Consider the following 20262-nt stretch of genomic DNA (forward strand, 5'->3'; position numbering starts at 1 on the left):
AACGTACTTTTGCAAAATAATAAGATGTAAAATGAGTATTACAGGGGTAATAGATAGTATAAGAAAAATAATGTGGCAGGATTCAGGGCTAAACGGTGATGCTCAACGGTTGGAACAATTGGGATGGATGCTGTTCTTCAAGGTTTTCTGTGATAAAGATCAGGAAATGGAATTAATGGATGAGAATTATGTCTCTCCAATTCCTGAAAAATACCGATGGGAAAATTGGGCATCCGATGATGAAGGAATGACAGGAGATGAATTACTTTATTTTATAGATCGTGAACTTTTTCCTGCATTAAGAAACTTAGATTTAAGTACCGGGAATCAACGTGCTGTTATCGTTCACGAAGTATTTGATGGTAACAATAATTACATGAAAAGTGGGATCAATATTCGTAAGGTTTTAAATAAACTTAACGAGATTGATTTTAATAATACAAAAGATAAACATGCCTTTGGAGATGTTTACGAAGGTCTTTTAAAAGATTTACAGTCTGCCGGAAAATCTGGAGAGTTTTACACACCAAGAGCTATAACACAATTTATCACTCATATTCTTGATCCCAAATTAGGAGAAAAGGTTTTGGATCCGGCGTGCGGGACAGGTGGATATTTAACTGCGGTTATCGAAAATATCTCCAAAAAAGTTTCTTCTTTGGATGATTTAAAGTCTTTACAGGATAATATTATTGGATGGGAATATAAACCATTACCTTATTTACTTGCAACCACCAATTTAATTTTACACGATGTAGAAATTCCCAATATTACCTACCGTGATTCGTTAGATAAACCATTGTCAGAATATCGTGAAAAGGATCGTGTGGATGTTATTGAAGCAAATCCTCCGTTTGGGGGAATTGTAGCGAATAACAATGAAAATAATTTCCCTCAAAACTATCGTACCAAAGAATCTGCAGATCTGTTTCTTATTTTAATGATTCACTTATTAAAAGTAGGTGGACGTGCAGGAATTGTTTTACCTGACGGATCTTTAACAGGGGATGGTGTTAAACAAAGAGTAAGGGAAAAACTTTTAAAAGATTGTAGATTGCATACTATTATCAGATTACCAAATTCTGTGTTTCAACCTTATGCAACAGTAGCTACCAATCTCTTATTTTTTGATAAAGTGCATCATAATAACGATACTTCAAGTTTTGCAACAAAGGAAGTTTGGTATTATGAACACCGATTACCGGAAGGACAAAAGTCTTATAGCAAAACAAAACCCATTAAAGAATCTGAGTTTGATCCAATTAAAGAATGGTGGAATGATCGTGAAGAGTCGGAAAAATGTTGGAAAGTTTCAATTGACATTTTAAAGGACCGTAATTTTGATCTTGATATTAAAAATCCACATAAAGCTGAAGAAACAGTGGAATATTCTTCAATTGAACTTCTAGAAAAATTGTCACAATCATTTAAAAAGTCAGAAGAGATATTTGAAATTCTTAAAAATAGTGTTTCATAATGGTATTCAAAAAATATAAACTCTCTGAACTAATTATCAGAAAAAAGGAACAGGTTAAACTAGTAGCTGATGCTAAGTTTAAGCGAATTACAATTCGGATGAATCATAAAGGGGTTGTTCTACGTGATGAAGAATTGGGTTCCAAAATAAAATCAACAATGTTTAAAATAAATGGTGGTGATTTCGTATTATCTGGAATTGATGCTAGAAATGGTGCATTCGGTATTGTTCCTAATGAATTAGATGGCGCAATTATTACTAATGACTTTTGGTGTTTGACTCCAAATGAAAATCTGTTAGATAAGCACTTTTTCTTATTCCTTACATCAACAAAATTTTTCGATCACATTTGTAAAATAAGTAGCGACGGAACTACTCAAAGAATTAGATTGCAAAAAGATAAATTTTTTAATTTTGAAATTTCTATTCCTGAAATAAAATACCAAAAAGAGTTGGTTAAAAAATTCAATGATATAAGAATTGCAACTATAAATTTAAAAAATGAGCATAATGATCAAATAGCTCTTATTAATCAACTACGTCAGGCATATCTCCGAGAAGCAATGCAGGGGGAATTAGTTAGCAATGAGACTTCTGATGGGAAAACTGGTGCTGACCTATTACATGAAATTCAAGCACAAAAAGAAAAATTAATCAAAGAAAAAAAGATTAAAAAATCTAAACCTTTACCACCAATTTCTAAAGAAGAAATTCCGTTTGAGATTCCTAAAAATTGGGTTTGGTGTAGATTAGGACAAATTATAAATTTAAATTCAGGACAAGATTTAATTCCATCAGAATATAATGATAAAGAAAAGGGAATTCCTTATATAACAGGAGCTAGTAACTTACAAAATGAAAAAGTAATAATTAATCGTTGGACCGAACATGCCAGATCAATTGCATATAATGGCGATCTGTTATTAACTTGTAAGGGATCTGGTGTAGGTAAAACGGCAATGTTGGAAATTGAAAAAGCTCATATTGCAAGACAAATAATGGCGCTCAGTACAATTTCTTCACCATTGGGATATGTGTACATAATTATCAAGAATAGTGTAGAAGATTTTAGAATAAAGTCAAAAAGTCTAATACCGGGAATAGATAGAGATACAGTGTTAAATGTGTATACACCATTACCACCTTTGGAAATTCAAGAAAGAATTAATGCAAAGCTAAATGAATTAATGAACTATTGTGACGATTTAGAAAATTCAATTAAAATAAGTCAAAGTTACAATGAACAACTTCTTCAACAGGTTTTGAGAGAAGCACTTGAAGTAAAGGATGGAAAGGACGGAAAACCACAATTAGGTGAAGAAGAAAGTCAAATATATCCTATGAGAAAGGTAATTAATAAAAATTGCGATACCGGAGATATGGCAATTCTTGCAGGCTATATCATAAAAACGTTAAGTACAGAGAATTCGAAGGATTTTGGTCGCGTGAAATTACAAAAGATGCTTCACCTGGTAGAGTATCATTGTCAATTGTCTTCAGAATTAAAATATCATAAAAATGTAGCCGGACCGTATGCTTGGGAATTAGAACATGTAATAGAACCAAAATTAAAGTCTCTAAGATTTTTCGATATTAAAAAGGATAAGTTTGGTGCAACTTCAAAAGTAACTTACACACCTTTATCAGGTTCGAATGAATTATCATCTTTATTTTGCCGGGAGTTTAAAAATCAGGCTGAAAGCATCAATAATCTTTTAGATAAGTTCCGAGATAAAAATTGGGAGTTTTGTGAGATGATTTCGACTATTTATGCTGTTTGGAATAACAGATTGATAAACAAAGAACTGTACTCGGATGATATTTTGAAACAAGATTTCCTTAATTGGGATGATAAGAAGAAGAGATTTATTGATCAGTTGGATTACGCACTTGGATGGATTAGAAAAGAGAAAATTGAACCGGTGGGGTTTGGAGCATATATTTCAAAGAATTAGAAAAACAGTGGTAATTTTATATTGGGCAATATTTTGTACAAATATTGTCCAACATTTCATCGTATCAACAGGGAGTGTAACACGAACTGTGTCATAGGCTTAAAACTTAAAGCCTCTTTTCAGTTTGAGTCTATCCCCAAATCTAATATAAAGTTGGGATATGGTCAAATCACGGTTATGCATTGGCATCGTCCATTTTTTTGCGATATCCTTTATGATCAGATATATTAATTTCATTAGTGCCTGTTCAGAATTTTCCAACATAATAAGAACCTAGTTCTTTAACTTATTACCGGTAATCGCTTACATTTGAATAGAACGTCTGATTTATCTTTTGGAACAAGAAAAATCCCACCAAAAAATTTATTTACGAAAATAATTGTCCTTTAAAAAGGAAAGAGCCAACTTTTGGATATCTCTAAAAAAGCACAGATTCTTGTTAACACAGAATTATCCGATTGTTCTGATAATTATCTGCATCCAGTTAATGAATGCATTCTATTTTCCAGCTTGAAGTGTTCATCGTGTAGACCGGCAATTTTGACGGCAATGTTTCGTTGAAAATTGTTTTATTAGGAGCAATAATAGCTTGTATTTTATCTAAGACTGGTGAAGTAAGTATTTTATAAAATGCCGTATCGGCGGTCTTTAGGAGAAAATATTACATAAAGTATTAAATATAAGTTAAAAATATCATTTTTGTGTGATAAAAATTTATATATTTGATCACCAATAAATGACTAAAAACTTATGAAAAAACTCTTCCTGGGATTATCTCTGGTGACTGGCACATCTTCCTACGTGCTTGCAAACTCCATTGAGATCGAAAAAATGATCTTGACCAAACAGAAATTTTTAAAGAGCAATGCTTTATGCAGGTGATCATTAATCATGAGACACCGTGCCGCATGTATCTGTATTCCTCAGCAAGTCCCAAGTACAACGTTAATTGCCGACAGGGACAAGCGGAAGGTACTACGGACACTTATTGTAAAGTACGAACTGAGGCGGGATGGAATCAAGGTTCCGATCCAGCAACACTATCAAGCTGTAACTAATCCAACCATAATTAAATTAAAATCTATGAAAAAATTCATTTTGACCGTGACCGTTTTAGGGTTTGCTGGTTTTTCTTATGCTTCTTCACCTATTGTAAAAAAAGTGGCCGTTGAAAAGAGACTTGCCGGTTGCTTTACGCAGACAGTAACCCAATATGAAGATCTTCAGGGCAACTATGTAAGTTCTTCTGTTGGACCGAGAGTGTCAGTTGAGTGCGCGCAGGGACAGCTTGAAGGCTCTACCCAGACAACTTATGTCCATCAGATCTCTCCGCTTGCTGTGTATTGGCTAGGTTTTCCTTAACAGCCATATAGGTCAGTTATTGATCTGTCAGAAAACAGATTAAAAAATAAAAACCATTACTCACCTGAGTAAGGAATATGTGTAATTACCGATAAACAACAAAAATCTTATCTTATGAAAAAACTCATTTTAGGTTTATTCCTAGTTGCAGGATCATCATCGTTTGCTCTTGCTAACACCATTGAGATCGAAAAGGACCTTGATCAGGATCAGTGTTTCAAAGGAAACTGCTACGCGCAAGTTATTGTAAACGTTGAAAATACGTGCGGACAGTATCTATATTCTTCGGCTAGTCCAAAATATACTGTCAATTGCAGACAGGGACAGGCAGAAGGCTCAACATCTACTTATTACGAAGTTAGAACAGAAGGTGGATGGAACCCAGGCTCAGATCCTAACCAAGCGACATCATGTCCATAGAATAAAATAAAAAAATATGAAAAGAATCATTTTAACAGCGACCGTTCTAGGTTTAAGTGGCTTAACGTATGCCGCTCCCGGAGTGAAAAAAGTTAACGTAAAGAAGCTTGCTGGCTGTTTTACGCAGACAGTAACCCAATATGAAGACCATCAGGGGAACTACATCAGTTCTTCTGTGGGACCGAGAGTCTCGGCTCCGTGCGCATCTGGTCAACTTGAGGGTTCTACCACAACGACCTATGTTCATCAATTACATCCTTATATTGATCTATGGCCTTAAAAAACGTGTTAATTTTTTTATTGCTGACCATTTTTGGATATGCTGACGCTCAGGATAAGATTATCGTGGAGTACGATTATACTTTTGCGCATATGAGTAATTTAAAATCATTTGTCATAAGTGATCAAAAAAACTCCTATTTTTTCTTTGCCAGTGATCCGTCTGTCAGTTATAAAAAATTAATAGAAACTGACTTTACATCAATTAATCCGTATCATGTCTATGACTATGATCTTTCCAGTGAAAATCTCTACCAGCGGGTGTACATGGTTCCGAAAAATGAAAAGCAGCCGCTCCCGAGATTGGCTTCCGAAAAGCTGAAGAACCTTGACTGGAAGATCACGAAGGAATCAAAGGATATTCTCGGTTATAAAGCTTTTATGGCCACCGCTAATTTTAGGGGAAGAGAATATACTGTTTGGTTCACCAAGGATCTAAATGTCGAAGTGTTTCCTTGGAAACTTAAGGGACTACCTGGTGTTATCCTGGAATTTCAGGATAAAGATGGTTTTATAAGAGGTACTGCAAAAACAATTTCATTAAATTCGCAGGATCAGATTCCACCTAAAATTCTCGCAATTTTTGAGAAAAAAACGACTGACCACATCATGCCGTTCAAAAAAATGATAGAATTGGAAAATGTTATCTTGCAGGACGATATGAATAAATCTATCGCTGCACTGCCAGCAGGAACCGAGTACGAAGTACCGAACATCAGAGAGTTTTGTATGGAAACCCACTTTGAATGGGAACCTGACACCAAGAAGCCTTAATGAAATATTTATGTTTATTATTCTTTATACTAATTCTTAAGATCTCCGCGCAAACGAAGATTGCAGGAACTGTACTTTCAGATAGTAAGCAGCCGCTTCTTAGAGCCAGTATCATTCTTACGGATACACATGATAATATCATAGCTTTCGTCTTTAGCAATAAGGACGGAAGCTTTTCGTTAAATACGGATCAATATGGCAGCTTTAACCTGCAGGTTACCGCGGCGGGGCATGAAAAGAAAAATATTCCGATCTCGTTCATCAAAAAGAATTCGGTAATCGATCTTAACGGTATCGAACTTAGCAGGGATAAAGTCAAGGAAATCAAAGAAGTTGTCATTACCAGAAACACACCGGTCAGGCTAAAAAAAGATACGACTGAATATAATGTGCAGAGTTTCTCCAACGGAACAGAACGCAATGTGGAAGAACTGCTAAAAAAACTTCCCGGCATCACGGTTGAAAGTGACGGGAAAATAAAATTCAGGAACAGGGAGGTTGAGCGGGTCATGATAGAAAATGATGACCTCTTTGAAAAAGGTTATCAGACCCTTACACAGAACATGCCTTCCAAACCCCTTGAAAAAGTTCAGGTGCTGGAGAACTACTCCAAGAATAAACTGCTAAAGAACATCGAAAATACAAACCGTATTGCCCTTAATCTTACACTGAAAGAAGATGCGAAGGGAAAATGGTTCGGAAATTTATTGCTTGCTTCGACAAGTTACAAAGAGGACATGAGACAGGGGAAGGTCAACGTGATGAATTTCACCAAGAGACGAAAGGTCTATTTTCTTCTTAATGCGAACAACCTCGGACTGAACGAAATGAAAGGCGTTGAATACCTGATAGATCCGGCTTCGGAGAATGAGGTAGAGAATGTGGGTAACAACGTGGGCATATTATCGGTTGTCAATCTTCATCAAAAAAACAGCATCTTCCAGGATAAGCGTACCAACTTCAACAATGATAAACTGGGTTCACTGAACTATATCTACAACTTCAAGAATGACTGGAAAATTAAATTCATCACTGTATTCAACGACATCGAGAACAGAAATTACATCTCCAGTTTTTACCGGTTCAACTATGCGGGACAAAATTTCGCAAACGTGGAGGATAAGACCTGGAAGCAGAACAACACGAATCTGGTCGGAAAACTTGAAATTTCAAAGGAATTCAGGAATAATTCGAATTTTCAGTTTTACAGTAAAACATCATCCCTGAGAGAAAACAACGATAATATTTTTGTCTTCAATGAACAGCTAAATAATCAGATAGGAACCAACAGGCTGTTGTCTACTGAAAATAAATTCGTCTATACCAAAAAAATTGACTCTTCAAAAGCTTTAGTTGCCGTTGCAAGATATATTTTTCAGGACAGGCCGTATGATTTCACTGATGATAATGATGTATTCCAAAAAGTCACGGGTAATCCGGACGTCAGGAAATCCCGGCAGACCATCAGCTCCAAAATGAATTTTGGCGGAGTTAAAGTTTCTTATCTTAAAAAATATTCGGAAAAAGAATCGGTTGAGATTCAGGCGGGAAATGAATATCGGAGGAACCGGTTATCTTCAGATCTTTCACTTTTTGATGCGGACAACAATATGGTTAATTACGATGACCGGAGTTTTAGCAATGATGTTTCGCTTGAGCAGAATAACCTGTATGCGCAGGGAAAATACCTCCGGAAAAACAAGAAGTGGCGTTATGGCGCTACGATGATGGGTCAGTTTATTTACTCGGATCTCAGAGACGAGAGTACATCAGGATTTCATCTGTTTCCGACCGTCAATATTGGGTATGAAAACAGCAGGACCGGAAATATCAGTTTAAGCGCCTCCAGAAAATTTTCAACAGTAAGTATCAATGATCTCTATACCGGATACATTTATCAGGGAAACAGGAATTTTAACAAGAGCGAGGTTAGGTTTACAGTGCTACCAAGCTACAGCTTTAACTTGAGCTACAACATTGGGCAGATCAGCTCGCAATATCTGTCCTTCAATGCTAATTTTGCAAAAAATGATAGCTACCTCTCAAATAATATGATCGTGAATCCAACTTTTACGTTCAGTCAGGCGATCCTTGTTAAGAATAACAGCACGTTTTCCGCTAACCTGGAACTTCGCAAATACCTGAATTTTATCAAGACCAGAATAAGTCTTTTAGGTTCTTATTCGGATTCGGAATATGAAAACAGCATCAATAGCGGGCCACTGATCAAATCACGGTTTTCTAACCTCAAAACAGGTTTTGAGATGAAATCAGGTTTTATGGGATTTTTCAATTATGAACTTGGTTATGAGATCGCCTTCAATACGATTGTCTCGGATGTAAACTCAAACAATTATCAGGATCAGAAAGCCTTCGCGAATGTATATTTTAAGGTAAATCCGATGTTCAGGATCGAGTCGTCGATGGAATATTATAAATTTGGGAACACCGGTCAGGATCCAACACATTTTTGGGATATCAAGCTTAATTACACGTGGAAAAAATACAATAGCGATATTTATCTGCAGGGGAATAATTTGCTGAATTCCAATAGCATCACCAAGTATTCTATCGATAATATCAGTGAGAGCCTCTACACCCAGAAGCTGATACCTTTCCATGTCGTCTTGGGTATCAATAAGAATTTTTAACTCCGCCAGTCAAACGCTCCGTATCTGGCGTACTGATCGCAAGAAAATTTTTTATATAAATAATTGTAATGGAAGTTTTATATGATATTCGCATAAGAGTTAGCATCAATGATATTGAGGCTGGATTGTTATACAAGTATTTAAAGATGCACCCTGTCGAAAAACGCTGCATTAGGGAGGGGTATTTTGGTTATTTTTTTAAAGATTTCCCGCAAAAAAGAGAATTCGATTTAATGCTGAATTTAGAAACAATTGATTGCTGTTTGAGGGTATTGGAGGATCAGGATCTGAATGATCCGCTGGAAAACCTGCTCAAACGTGACCTGCTTGAAAAAATTTATCAATGGGCAGATATTATCAATAAGGAGGAATACGCAATCGAATATTTTCAGAGCAATTATTATGCGATTTGCCTTGAAAAATACGGCGATGAAGATACCTACTTTAGTTTTGAAAATTTTTTAAAGGAGAAACCTCTGCAGAGCCTTAATCGGAAACCCGATAAAGAAAGGCTATCAATTTGGCGTAGATTAAAAAATTTTTAATCTTTAAATTATTATGGAATATGGGATATTTTTTTAAAAATTTAATTTTTGAATTTTGTTGATCGGTAAATAAATTACTACTTTAATATACAATTAAATACAATTATAAGCCAATTGATATGATAAAGAAATTCGTGGAACCGACTATTCAGCGTATTCATCGCTTGAATGCTGCTCAGACTCTTAGGCTGCACAATGAACATCATTTATTGAAGGATTATGATATGTCCATTGTGAAAATCGAAAAAGGTTTCTCAGCTGAAATTAACTTTAAGATTTTAAGCAGTTACAATTCTGATGCGATGTATCGTATAAAGCTTCCGCAACCCATAAAGCTCATCAATGAAGAAGTGACATACTACATTCCTGATAATTCAATACTTCTTCATCAGCGATTTAATGATTTGTCAGGTGATGATGATTCTGCAGTTGATATTGTTGGCAGTATCGATAGGTTATCTACCGCGGAGACTGATTACAATTTTGATGAAAGGTTCTTAAGGTTTGTTGTTCCAGTAAATAACACTAAGAATAAACTTAGAGACATAAGGGGCTGGACCTATGCAACAGATGTGCCTACAGATTATAAAACACTTTTGAAAGTAGTTATAAACGGAACTGAATATCATTTTTTTGAATTTAAACTAGGTGGCGATTTTTATCTGTTTATCGATTCAACAGTAGAATCTAGACTTTCAGAATTTACAAATGTATGCTATAGTGTTTTATTGGCTTTAGGTTTTCTCTACGGAAATCTCTATTTAGATGAGGGATATATGTTATCCTCAACATCAGACCAATTTACTGAAATAAACGATATTAGTTTTTCGATTTATCGCGAATCAATATTGAGCACTTATAGAATTCATACCACCAATGCGTATTCTGTTCATGATATGACCGGCAAGGATGAAAGAGAGCGGGACGAGAAACACGCTGAAGTGAAAAAATGGATTAGTAAAATAGTAGAAATTGAAGAGCCAATATTCAGTGCAATCTGTGAACTTTTTTATAACCACGAACCCATATCACGTGCTGTAATCATTACTCTTCAAGCTAATTTACTTCCTCTTGAAATAAAAGGTTCTGCATTAAGTCTTGCTCTGGAAGCTATAACATCAGTTTTCATAAAACTGTATAAGGGAAAAATTCCACCGCCTGTTGATAAAGTACTTTTCAAAGAAATTAAAGCAGGTATGGTAAAGATATTAAAGGAAACATTGCCAGACGAGGAGCAATATGAAGATGCTCTTGAAATATTTAAAACACGCATAGATAACCTTAATGGGCTTACTAATATGGGCAAACTTCAACAATCATTTGCTGTAGTGGGTTATACGCTAAAGGAATATGAGAAAGTAGCATTGAAGGCTAGAAATAAATTTCAGCATGGGGAACTTCCCGTAACAGATGATTCGGAAGATGTAATTACTCAGCAAGTTTATTTTATGACCATAATTATGCATCGGTTAATCTACACGCTTATTTTAAAGCATATTGGATATAAGGGGTACATCATTAATTACCCACAATTACATTCTGATTTAACCAATCTGGATTTAGGTGAGGACGTTTTTTATGAAATATAAATCGTCAGTTTTGAGCTGGTTAATCTTTTTACCATATTTTGAAATAGTAGCTATTTTGTACTAGCTCTGATTAGTTAACCTCATAGGCAAGTTCGGGGACATCGGCATAAACAAATGCTTTCGTTGGTGTACCCGTTATCTTAAAATCTTTCTCAATGGTATAAGCTTCCATTTCAGCTGCTTTGATCTGGTAAGTAGCCAGTTCAATAATCTGCTCCTCAGTGAGGTCTGACATCATCCACTCCCAAGCCAATTCATCGGGCAGCATTGTGGGCATACGATTCTTGCTGTTGTGGATCTGTTTCATCAATGAATTGGCCTCGGTGGTAACCAGCGCAACCGTATCGACCGTTTCACCAGTATCTTTATCAGTCCAGTTCTGCCAAATGGCCGCGATAAAGAAATATGCCTTGTCCTTTAAGCCGATATGGTATGGATATTTATCAGCTGTTTTAAGCGGTTGGTTGGTTTTTTTGTTCAGGCGATGGATATGTCGCCATTCATAGAACTCACTGGACAAGATCAGACACCTTCTTTCCAGTGCAGCCTTCCGGAACATTTTTTCACGGCCAGTATTTTCATCGATCAACAATAGTTCTTCGCCTTTGGCATTCAATGTTGTATAGGGCTGACGCCATTTACCGGTACCGTCCTTGTACCCAAAACGCATTTTTTTGACATCTTCTCGGTTTTTTATATAGGATGGTACAAAACCCCATTCCATTTGCACAATGTCAAAATTGCATTTGTCTTCAGTAGGTTTTAAAACAGCAATATTTCCGTAATTAAAACCTTCATGTATTTCCTGATCAAGGAAATCATAGTTCATAACGGCTTTTTCAAGATCCATTAATCTGATGAATTCTTCCCTTGATACGCGTTGTCCATTGTAATAACACATAGTTTTATTCTTTTAAGTGTTTACTAATTTCTTTTCCAAACTCTTCGGCCTCCTTCTGACGGCCCTGCGGAATACTTGTCCATGTATCGCCATTCCATGTTTTCGCGCGCGCAACCACCAGGGGTTTTCTATTATCGGCAAATGAAAGCCTAAACACCTGCTGACCATTTACAATATGTTCAGATACAGCAATTTTCAAGCCCTGAACTTCTATCTCAAACATATTTTCAAAAAATAATGCCACAAGTTTATGTTAAGTAGTCGATATCGCGAATTTTGTCTTGTTTAGCGTTCATTGTTACTTTGTTAAGCAACTAAATGATGGCCCATCGCTTAAAATTATTGTTCAGTATAAAATTTATGGACACAATGTAAGTTATCTCTTAAGATAAAGCACTCCGTTTTATAATCGTCACCATATGGGCATTTTTCAATTTTAAGCTGTCTAACGGAATAAAATTCTATGTTATTGATCACTTCATCATTTTTTTGATATTCTTTAGGTAACCGGTCATAATTCAAGATATCATGATTCAGTTTTTGATCACCTGTATAGAATAATGAAACAACAATTATTTTTTCAACGTTATCAAAAAAAGTCTTTTCGCGGTCTTCTTTTCCTACGAGTTTTCTGATTGTTCTACCGTCGTTAACTACATCAGTTATAAGAATAACTGTTTTATATTTCTTGTCCTCATTTTTAAGATTAAGCTTATTTTCAAACTTGTTGTGATCGAGCCACCTATATGAATATGGTAAGTATGTATATTTTTGTGGATATTTTAATGAAGCCTTGCTTGCAATCATATTTCCTTCATATCCTAGTCCTATGATTAGGTCCGCTTGCTCGACAAGCTCCATTTTCTCGAGAACATCAATTATAGTATTCTGTGCAAAATATAAATCTTCGAAATTTTCTAGTAACCGTCCAATATCTATCCAGTTATGTGCACGTGAGGTTTCACTCCAGTGAAAATGACCTTGGTGGAAAAGCTTTTTTTCTTTTACAATTTCGTAAAGGTTTTTCTGTAAGACCTTATTTTCGTAAATTCGAATTTCAGTTTTTCTCTCTTCTTCGTGTGTTACAGAGGGCTCTGCTTCACGATCACCATCTGTATCAGTTGGGAGTAGTGGAAATGGTTCCGCTGATATAATTTCCTGTTGATCAGTGTTTTCTGGCAAAAAATCAATTTGATCGTTTTCTTGCCTTTCTGGGACCTTTCTTAATACAAAATTTTCTAACTCAACTTTCTTGATATCTTCATAACTGTATTTTGCCCATGCACCAAATGCTCCTTCTCTGGTGCTGCTTATTGTGCGAAGTTCATAGACTTTATTCTGAAGAATAAGATTACCACCTGAGGTTTCTATTTCATATACTTTAAAAGTTGCTCGAGGATTACCTTTTGAGGAAAATGGCCCAGAATCACTTAAGATAACACCTTCGCTATCTGCAAGGGTTTTCGAGTTTGCAGTATGTTCATTTCCATTAAGAACACATTTTACCCTGTTCCTTTCAAGAATAGTCGATAATAGTCTTCGGTTGGTCTCCTGCCATTGTCCAAATTGTTTATCCTCGTGTTCCCCTTCTAAATTATGGTGTAGACAAAGTATGAGTTCATGATTTTTATATTCCTCTCTAAACTTCTCTAATTCTTTTTCAAATTCAACAGTCGGCAGGAAACCATGACCTCCATTCTGATCAACGTTAAAATTTGAGTTAACTGCAAGTAGCAGAATGTCACCTATTATTAGATGATCAAAGATGCTTTTCTTATAATCGAAGTCTTCACCTTTTATTTTATGGTAAAACTCATTGAAGTTTTTAAATTTTAAAATTTGATGGTCTTCTCTGGCAATTTTTTTTCTTATTGCATCTTTAATGGTGTCTCTATGAACGTCGTGATCACCTGGGATTAACAGTATCTGCTCCTTAGGAAGCCGCAGTTCTGCCATTAATAGATCCAGCAAATGAGATGCTTCCTCAAATTCCGCGGATTCGCCAATATTAGAAATATCGCCAGTGACCAAAAGATACAGTTTGTTATACTCTAATTCTTTAACCTTATCTGTAAATAGTTTGATATAGGCTGTGTTATTTGCTCGTTCTAAGGTTAAGTGGGAATTACTGTTAGCAGGGCCAAGATCACCACTTTGATCAGAAACATGCAAATCTGAAATATGTAAAATTAGATCATTCATCTCTTAAATCCGTTTTAATTTCATCTTCTTGTATAGTATTAACTTCGTTGGATGAAACATTATTTTTTGTATCGATTAATTCATCTTCAACCTCGTCAGTCAAATCAGTTTTAATTTCGTAGTTTAAGTCTTTGTAATTTGTCTTGTCAATGGAAAAAATTGCTAAAGTTGCATCTTTTTTATCGATGTGACATTTTTTAAGGGTCTCAGTTTTGATTAGAGATATATTTCCCAAATATGACCCTCCAAGGAACTGGATGATATTTTTCACAATTTTTATTTCCGTTCCCAAGCAAACCATGTCTGAAACAACAATATAATTTTTTTTATCAATGATGTTTTTGCCAAGCGAACTATACAGTTTATTAATCGGCCCAATTTTATCAAGAATTAAAACATCCAGTTTAAGCAAGTTTGAAAGAATGGATACGATATATGCACTGTTTAAACTTTGACAGACTAGGATAGGAGTGTCCTGTTTCTCATTATTTTCCTTTGAATAAAATGGAATTGGGCCTTTTTTTCTCCATTCTTTCAAAACCTTAGAAGCAAGAAGGTAGATGGCGTACATCAACAATCCTTTTTTTTCAGACATGAAACTTTTAACGTTGATGTATGATGTTAGGTAAACAAAGGAAGATGTATGCTGTTTTCCATGCTCCTCTGAAAATGGTTTTAGTTCATTTTTAAAATGCTCTTTAAAAATGTCCTCAATTCTGAACTTTTCCGGGTAAAAATTATTTTCATTTTCATAGAAATAAAATCTATGAAATCCTTCTTTTATGCGGGGATCCAGCGTTATTTTATCGAAAAAGATAATATCCTTGGCCAGGTTGTCCGGATGATTGAAAAAACCATGGCACAGCGCTTTTGCAATTTCTTTTGTAATATTTAAAAATACGATATTATAATCTTTCCTGAGGTCATTGAAATATGTATCCAAGTTAGGCTGGATGGCTTCAATTTTGCGAAAATCGAAAGCTATGTTGCTGCTTTTTGGAGCGGATTCCATAATGTCTTTATTGACTCGCTCCATTGTTATTGACTGGAGTCTATCACAAAAAATGCCCAGATTAATATCTTCTAAAAAATTCGATGTGATTACCTCTTCACTATGGAGATTATAGTACATGAAATCCCCTGCGTTCATTTTGGATATGATCATAATTTAACGATTAGGAATTTCTACTTCGATATGAACCCCCTTGAATTTTACGTTGAAAAATCTAATAGAGGAAAATTGTGTTTCCTCAGAGTAATAATCGATTGTTACTGTGAGCATTTTTGCAAAAAGTTTCTTGATCTGATTTTTAGACTCTATTATACTCTTTTGATATAACGATTTATCCAAATCCGTATTTTCATTGAGTTTATGGGTATATAAAATTGATGTCCTAATTTTTTGAAGTGATGAAAGATATTTAAAGATTCTATTTGTTACTATAATCTGGCAATTATCGGTATGAAGCCTAAAGGAACCCTGCGAATTTAAAACCACATTTAGCATCAGATCAAAAATTCCTTCTCTTTCTTTAAGAGAAGAGTAAAACAAAGCCTCAAATATGTCGATCAAATTTTCAATAAAAGCAGGTGAAAACTTAGTTTCTATTTTCTCTAACAAATTTCTAAATTCATTCTTGCTGTAATAAAATGGAAAGAAAACTTTTGAATCCAGCGATTTTTTTAATCCAATCCCATTATCAGAAATCGAAAATTTGGTTCGATACCTGTCAACAAACATCATGGCGTAAGTGGTTGATCCAGAATGAATGACTCCATTGGTGATGAGCTCGGACAAGATGTCGATATATGTATTATGATACTCAATGGTATTAGGGTTATCAAATAATAATTCTCGAAAGTGTTCCTGTACGTAATAGGAGGTCATTGAGTTTATTTGGTCCCGTAGAAGAATATCATTGAAGAGCTGAAAGTCAATAGTTGAATAATCATCTTTTTTATAAGACCTAACTAAGTGATCTTTTCTTATTTCCTTCCCCTTGAAGGCGCCTAGATACTCTTCATTATAGGAAATTATACTATTTCCATATTGATGGTAGTAGTCCTTGTCTCCAGCAGTTTTAAAAAAGTTTGCTCTATAAAGAAATTCCAATGCTGAACTTGTTGCATGGTTATTATTTAAGAATAATCTTAGGGGACTTTTATGAAATTTACTTAACTGCTCTAAGATGCTTAATAATAATGGAATAGTTATAGGGTCAATCCTGTAGTTCGAACTATAAATTTCGTCATCCCCATTTCCAAATAATCTGAAGGCAATCTCTTCAGAAGGATGTTCCCTATAATAATTTGCCAATTTTTTTAGAAAATCACGATAGAAAACAAGTGGAGTGAAGTTGACATTGCTGTCAATAATTGGTATAATACTCTCCATAATAACTAAAAAGCACTCTTTGATTGGAGATGCTCGGTAAATATAATAAAAAAGAAATTTAATTTAAGGGAATTGCATTGGAAGAAATCGAGTTTTTGAAATGCTTTTCCATGATTCGACATTATTATAGCTTTGATCAATGATCTCTGTTTTCAGTTTTAATAGTGTCTGGTCCATAGCTTCTTCCTTTATACGAATCTTTGGACAACAATAAAGACCTGAAATGATACTTTGATATTATTTCCACCTGCTTATTCCTAGAATTTCCGGAAGATTCAAATCAAAAATATTGCGCTCCATAGATGAATTTAAAATCCAATTTTTTTCTGTAAATATGGATGAATAATTGTATACTAGGATAAACTAAATCTGACGAACTGACTAAATAAATATTTAATTCATGACGCAGGTCAGCTTTTGTTTCGTACCTACTTCTCAGACAACTTTTATGAAGTTTTAAAGTACCTGCTGTTCCTGTTTGCACTAAAGGATTTTGTATATTTGAGTTTAGCTGATAAATGATATACTGAAACCGTATAATTAATATTTTTCAATGAACGAAGAAGAAATCCGTGGGAAGTTATTATTGCCTTTTTTGAAAGATTTAGGATTTGACGAATCTGAAATTTCTTTAGAACGTAATTTTAAAATTAGGTTAGGCAAAACGGTTCGTCCGATTAACGGACGTTCTGATATCCTCTGTAAAAGAAATGGGCAAAACCTATTTATTGTAGAGTTGAAGAACGATTCAATTTTAATTGATCAAAATGATATAGAGCAGGGAATATCATATGCCAGGGCCTTGGAAGGAAATATTGCTCCTTTTACAATAATTACTAGTGGAAAGGATACAAAGATTTTCGATTCAGTGTCAAAAGAAGAGCTGACTGGTAAAAATATATCAGAATATTCTGAATTCTTTAAAAATGGCTATTCTTTATCAATGGACGAAGATCTTCGAATAAGATATGAGGCTTTAGCTAAGTTTATCTCCTTTTCTTCCGAAAATTTAAGATTGTTTTGTAAAGGTCAGGTGCAAGATAGGATGGGCCCTATTATGGGATCGAAAGATTCGCCCTCTGCTAAATTCATAAGTGAACTTTATTGTGAAAGGGAAGACCTTTTTGCACATTTTAATAATTTCCTGAATTCCGACGCTAAGATTTATGCGATTGTGGGTGCGGCTGGAGTTGGAAAAACAAATTCTGTGTGCTCACTCGCTCTACAAAGTCTGGAAGACAAATTTGTGTTTTTCTATAATGCCGCATTGTTACACAAATCCCCCCTTGAGCACATTGCCCAAGATTTAAATGTTGTTTTTTCGGGAAAGAGCGACAGCATGCTGGTACTTAAGAAGCTTAACGAGTTAGGTAGAAGCATCAATAAAACAGTTCTAATTTTTATTGATGCAATTGATGAAAGTACAAATCAAAATATCTCATACGAATTAAGTGAAATAGCACTATCCTGTAGAAATTTTGACAATGTTAAAATTTGTATTAGCTGTAAATTAACTATTTGGGATAGTATTTTAAAGATAAATGGAACAAAATCTCACCTACATGAAGAACTGGAGAAATATCCTGAGATTACCAACCATCCACTACATAAAACAGGGTTTTTATTGCAGGACTTTACGGAATTGGATCTGATAAACGTCATCCCCAAGTATGAAAGTATTTTTGGGTTTAAAGGCCCTATCTCAAAGAGTTTGTTGGAAGAATTGAAAAATGGATTCTTTTTAAAAATCTTTAGTCAAGTTTATAAAGGTAAGGAAGTTCCTGAAAAAATTAACGATATAAAATTGATACGAACTTATTTGCAGGAATCACTGGAAAAAACAGAAATCGGTATACAACCTGCGCTGAGAATACTTTCAAAAATAGGAAAAGTATTGCTGAACAGTAAATACACTTCACGTGAATCGCGGGATGACAACGGAATCGATATAAACAATGTTCTGACAGGTCTTAAGCTTGGTGTGAACGAGGGTCTGTCCGAGGATTTATTCGCCAGAAATATCCTTATTAGATCAAACAAGGAAGATTCATTCAACATATCATTTTACTTTTCAAAAATTCGCGATTATGTTATTTGTTTTCATAGTTATAAATTGAATAAATTAAGCGATGATGAGTTCTACGGACTACTCGAAAAATTTTATCAGAATTATATCGGTCAGAGCGCTCTCGCTTTCTATATGGAAAATGCATCTTTTTCCCATAGAAGAACATTATCGAAATTTAAAAAAGACAAAGCGATCAAGTATGTAAAAAAGTACAATAAATATTTAGATAAACATTTTAAGAATACAAAAGCTCTGTTTGACCCAAAGACAAATGGAGAAATAGGGATAATCCTTTCTAACGATGAATTACATGAGAATGGCTATGCGCTATACCAAATGCAAAAGGAGTCTTCGGATAAAATTAGACTGGAAGATCTTAAAGATTCTTTTACAGAAGATAACTATGATTACCTTCTAAATTTGGGAGTAAATTGTGTACATGGAAGCAATCAGGAATTCTTAGTAGCTGACCAGCAAAAGATATTAAAGCAAAATATACTTAAACAATTGAAGGAACTGCTGAAAAAAGGCCGATTACCTGGCTATAGTTCAGATATATTGCTCTTAGAACAGGTATCATTAATAATATACTATTATCATAAAAAACTAAATTATGATTATAAAATAGACGATTACTATATTCCACGGTTTGAACAGATATATCCTATTAACCTCACTGAACTTAAAGATAAAATTTATCTCTTTAAAGTTTTCTATCATTTTAGAAATAGGGAAGGACTCTTCGCAGAAGATTTGGACATAGCTGTGGAAAAGGCCTTACGAGAAAACTTTATCGCACCAGATTTACATACAGTAGGAGATTTCCCACCATTTGAAGAACTGGGTAAAATTGTAGATATTTTATTAGAAAGGGGATACTCAATAATAGAAAATCATCATCTGCCTTTGCCGGACAAGTCTGTCTTTGAAGCACAGGAGTTTGAAAAAAGCGCTAAGGGAAGAAATTATAATCAGTTGAGAGTTTATCAATTTAGTCAGTCACAGGCTAAATTATATACCGAATCCTTTTTCAATCATGTTGAATCGTGTTATAAAAGTTTTGTGGAAGAAAATTTTCCAGCTTATAAAAAAGAGTTCCAATTTTATAACAATTGTCCGCACGAATACTTCATTTATTGTGATAAAGATGGCCTTCGCGGTCGTGGATTTTTTGGCTATAAACCTTCAAAACAGGGTCGGGTAGGTGTTCATATCAGTAAAATTCCTGCAGAGGAAGTTTTTAGATCAAAATCGGCTCATAAAGAGGCCGACATATCTGTTCTCAGGGTATTTTCATTTGGTAATTTTATTTATAATGATAATCTTTTGAACCATAGACAGACTTTTTATGAGTTCAGAACTCCTGAGGTCGATAAATTCTGTGTTTTAAGAAACTGGGTGTACAGATTAGTCGAAGATGATATCGAGAAGGTTTTTAAAAATTATGATGTATAGACAGTTAGATCTATCTTTTTTTTTTCGGTAGTACGAAGTTAGAATAGCAGAATTCAATTTGACTTTTCCATTTAATCTATATTGTTAATTAAAATTAATCATCATTCAGCAGCAAGCTACTTAATTTGAACTAAATGTAATTTAAATAACGGAATATGCAGGGGGGCAATGTGCTTTGCTGCAAGAACA

The 20262-nt window shown here is 34.6% G+C and carries 14 protein-coding genes; 9 read left to right on the top strand and 5 right to left on the bottom strand.

What is annotated here, in order from left to right; genetic code table 11:
* Positions 1-31: 31 nt before the first annotated feature.
* The 8 genes from DEU39_RS01820 to DEU39_RS01855 all read left to right on the top strand — a co-directional run bounded on the left by DEU39_RS01820 (position 32) and on the right by DEU39_RS01855 (position 11052).
* Entirely contained in the window at positions 32-1477 is a 1446-nt protein-coding gene (locus tag DEU39_RS01820) for an N-6 DNA methylase (RefSeq protein ID WP_120230720.1), read from the top strand.
* On the top strand, positions 1477-3432 hold the full coding sequence (locus DEU39_RS01825) for a restriction endonuclease subunit S (protein WP_120230721.1): 1956 nt from the start codon (positions 1477-1479) through the stop codon (positions 3430-3432). The genes DEU39_RS01820 and DEU39_RS01825 overlap by 1 nt, the downstream gene beginning before the upstream one ends.
* Before the next feature lie 1098 nt (positions 3433-4530).
* Complete coding sequence (locus DEU39_RS24205) at positions 4531-4794, top strand: hypothetical protein (protein WP_147367544.1); 264 nt, start codon at positions 4531-4533, stop codon at positions 4792-4794.
* Positions 4795-4908: 114 nt separating this feature from the next.
* The gene (locus tag DEU39_RS01835) at positions 4909-5214 is read left to right on the top strand and encodes a hypothetical protein (protein ID WP_120230723.1); all 306 of its coding nucleotides are present in this window, start codon (positions 4909-4911) and stop codon (positions 5212-5214) included.
* Positions 5215-5499: 285 nt separating this feature from the next.
* Positions 5500-6267, top strand: a complete 768-nt coding sequence (locus tag DEU39_RS01840) for a GLPGLI family protein (protein ID WP_183037361.1) — start codon at positions 5500-5502, stop codon at positions 6265-6267.
* Positions 6267-8918: a TonB-dependent receptor gene (locus tag DEU39_RS01845; protein WP_120230725.1), complete on the top strand. Its 2652-nt coding sequence runs from the start codon at positions 6267-6269 to the stop codon at positions 8916-8918. Before DEU39_RS01840 ends, DEU39_RS01845 begins: the two co-directional genes overlap by 1 nt.
* A 68-nt stretch (positions 8919-8986) precedes the next feature.
* Positions 8987-9463: a hypothetical protein gene (locus tag DEU39_RS01850; protein ID WP_120230726.1), complete on the top strand. Its 477-nt coding sequence runs from the start codon at positions 8987-8989 to the stop codon at positions 9461-9463.
* Between the two features lie 119 nt (positions 9464-9582).
* On the top strand, positions 9583-11052 hold the full coding sequence (locus tag DEU39_RS01855; protein WP_120230727.1) for a hypothetical protein: 1470 nt from the start codon (positions 9583-9585) through the stop codon (positions 11050-11052).
* Between the two features lie 70 nt (positions 11053-11122).
* On the opposite strand, the gene DEU39_RS01860 is transcribed toward DEU39_RS01855, so the two are convergent.
* The 5 genes from DEU39_RS01860 to DEU39_RS01880 all read right to left on the bottom strand — a co-directional run bounded on the left by DEU39_RS01860 (position 11123) and on the right by DEU39_RS01880 (position 16472).
* On the bottom strand, positions 11123-11902 hold the full coding sequence (locus DEU39_RS01860; protein WP_183037362.1) for an SOS response-associated peptidase: 780 nt from the start codon (positions 11900-11902) through the stop codon (positions 11123-11125).
* A gap of 55 nt (positions 11903-11957) precedes the next feature.
* Positions 11958-12176 carry a hypothetical protein gene (locus DEU39_RS01865; RefSeq protein WP_120230729.1) on the bottom strand — a complete coding sequence of 73 codons (219 nt, stop codon included), beginning with the start codon at positions 12174-12176 and terminating at the stop codon, positions 11958-11960.
* Positions 12177-12292: 116 nt separating this feature from the next.
* On the bottom strand, positions 12293-14155 hold the full coding sequence (locus DEU39_RS01870) for a metallophosphoesterase family protein (protein WP_120230730.1): 1863 nt from the start codon (positions 14153-14155) through the stop codon (positions 12293-12295).
* Positions 14148-15320 carry a hypothetical protein gene (locus DEU39_RS01875; protein WP_147367545.1) on the bottom strand — a complete coding sequence of 391 codons (1173 nt, stop codon included), beginning with the start codon at positions 15318-15320 and terminating at the stop codon, positions 14148-14150. Before DEU39_RS01875 ends, DEU39_RS01870 begins: the two co-directional genes overlap by 8 nt.
* Positions 15321-15323: 3 nt before the next feature.
* On the bottom strand, positions 15324-16472 hold the full coding sequence (locus tag DEU39_RS01880) for an ATP-binding protein (RefSeq protein WP_147367546.1): 1149 nt from the start codon (positions 16470-16472) through the stop codon (positions 15324-15326).
* A 631-nt stretch (positions 16473-17103) separates the two neighbouring features.
* Here DEU39_RS01880 and DEU39_RS01885 point away from each other — a divergent pair.
* A complete protein-coding gene (locus tag DEU39_RS01885; protein WP_120230733.1) occupies positions 17104-20073 on the top strand; it encodes a type I restriction enzyme HsdR N-terminal domain-containing protein in 2970 nt (989 codons plus the stop codon).
* The last annotated feature ends 189 nt before the right edge of the window (positions 20074-20262 follow it).

Source organism: Chryseobacterium sp. AG363, from assembly GCF_003610675.1.
Lineage (GTDB): Bacteria > Bacteroidota > Bacteroidia > Flavobacteriales > Weeksellaceae > Chryseobacterium > Chryseobacterium cucumeris.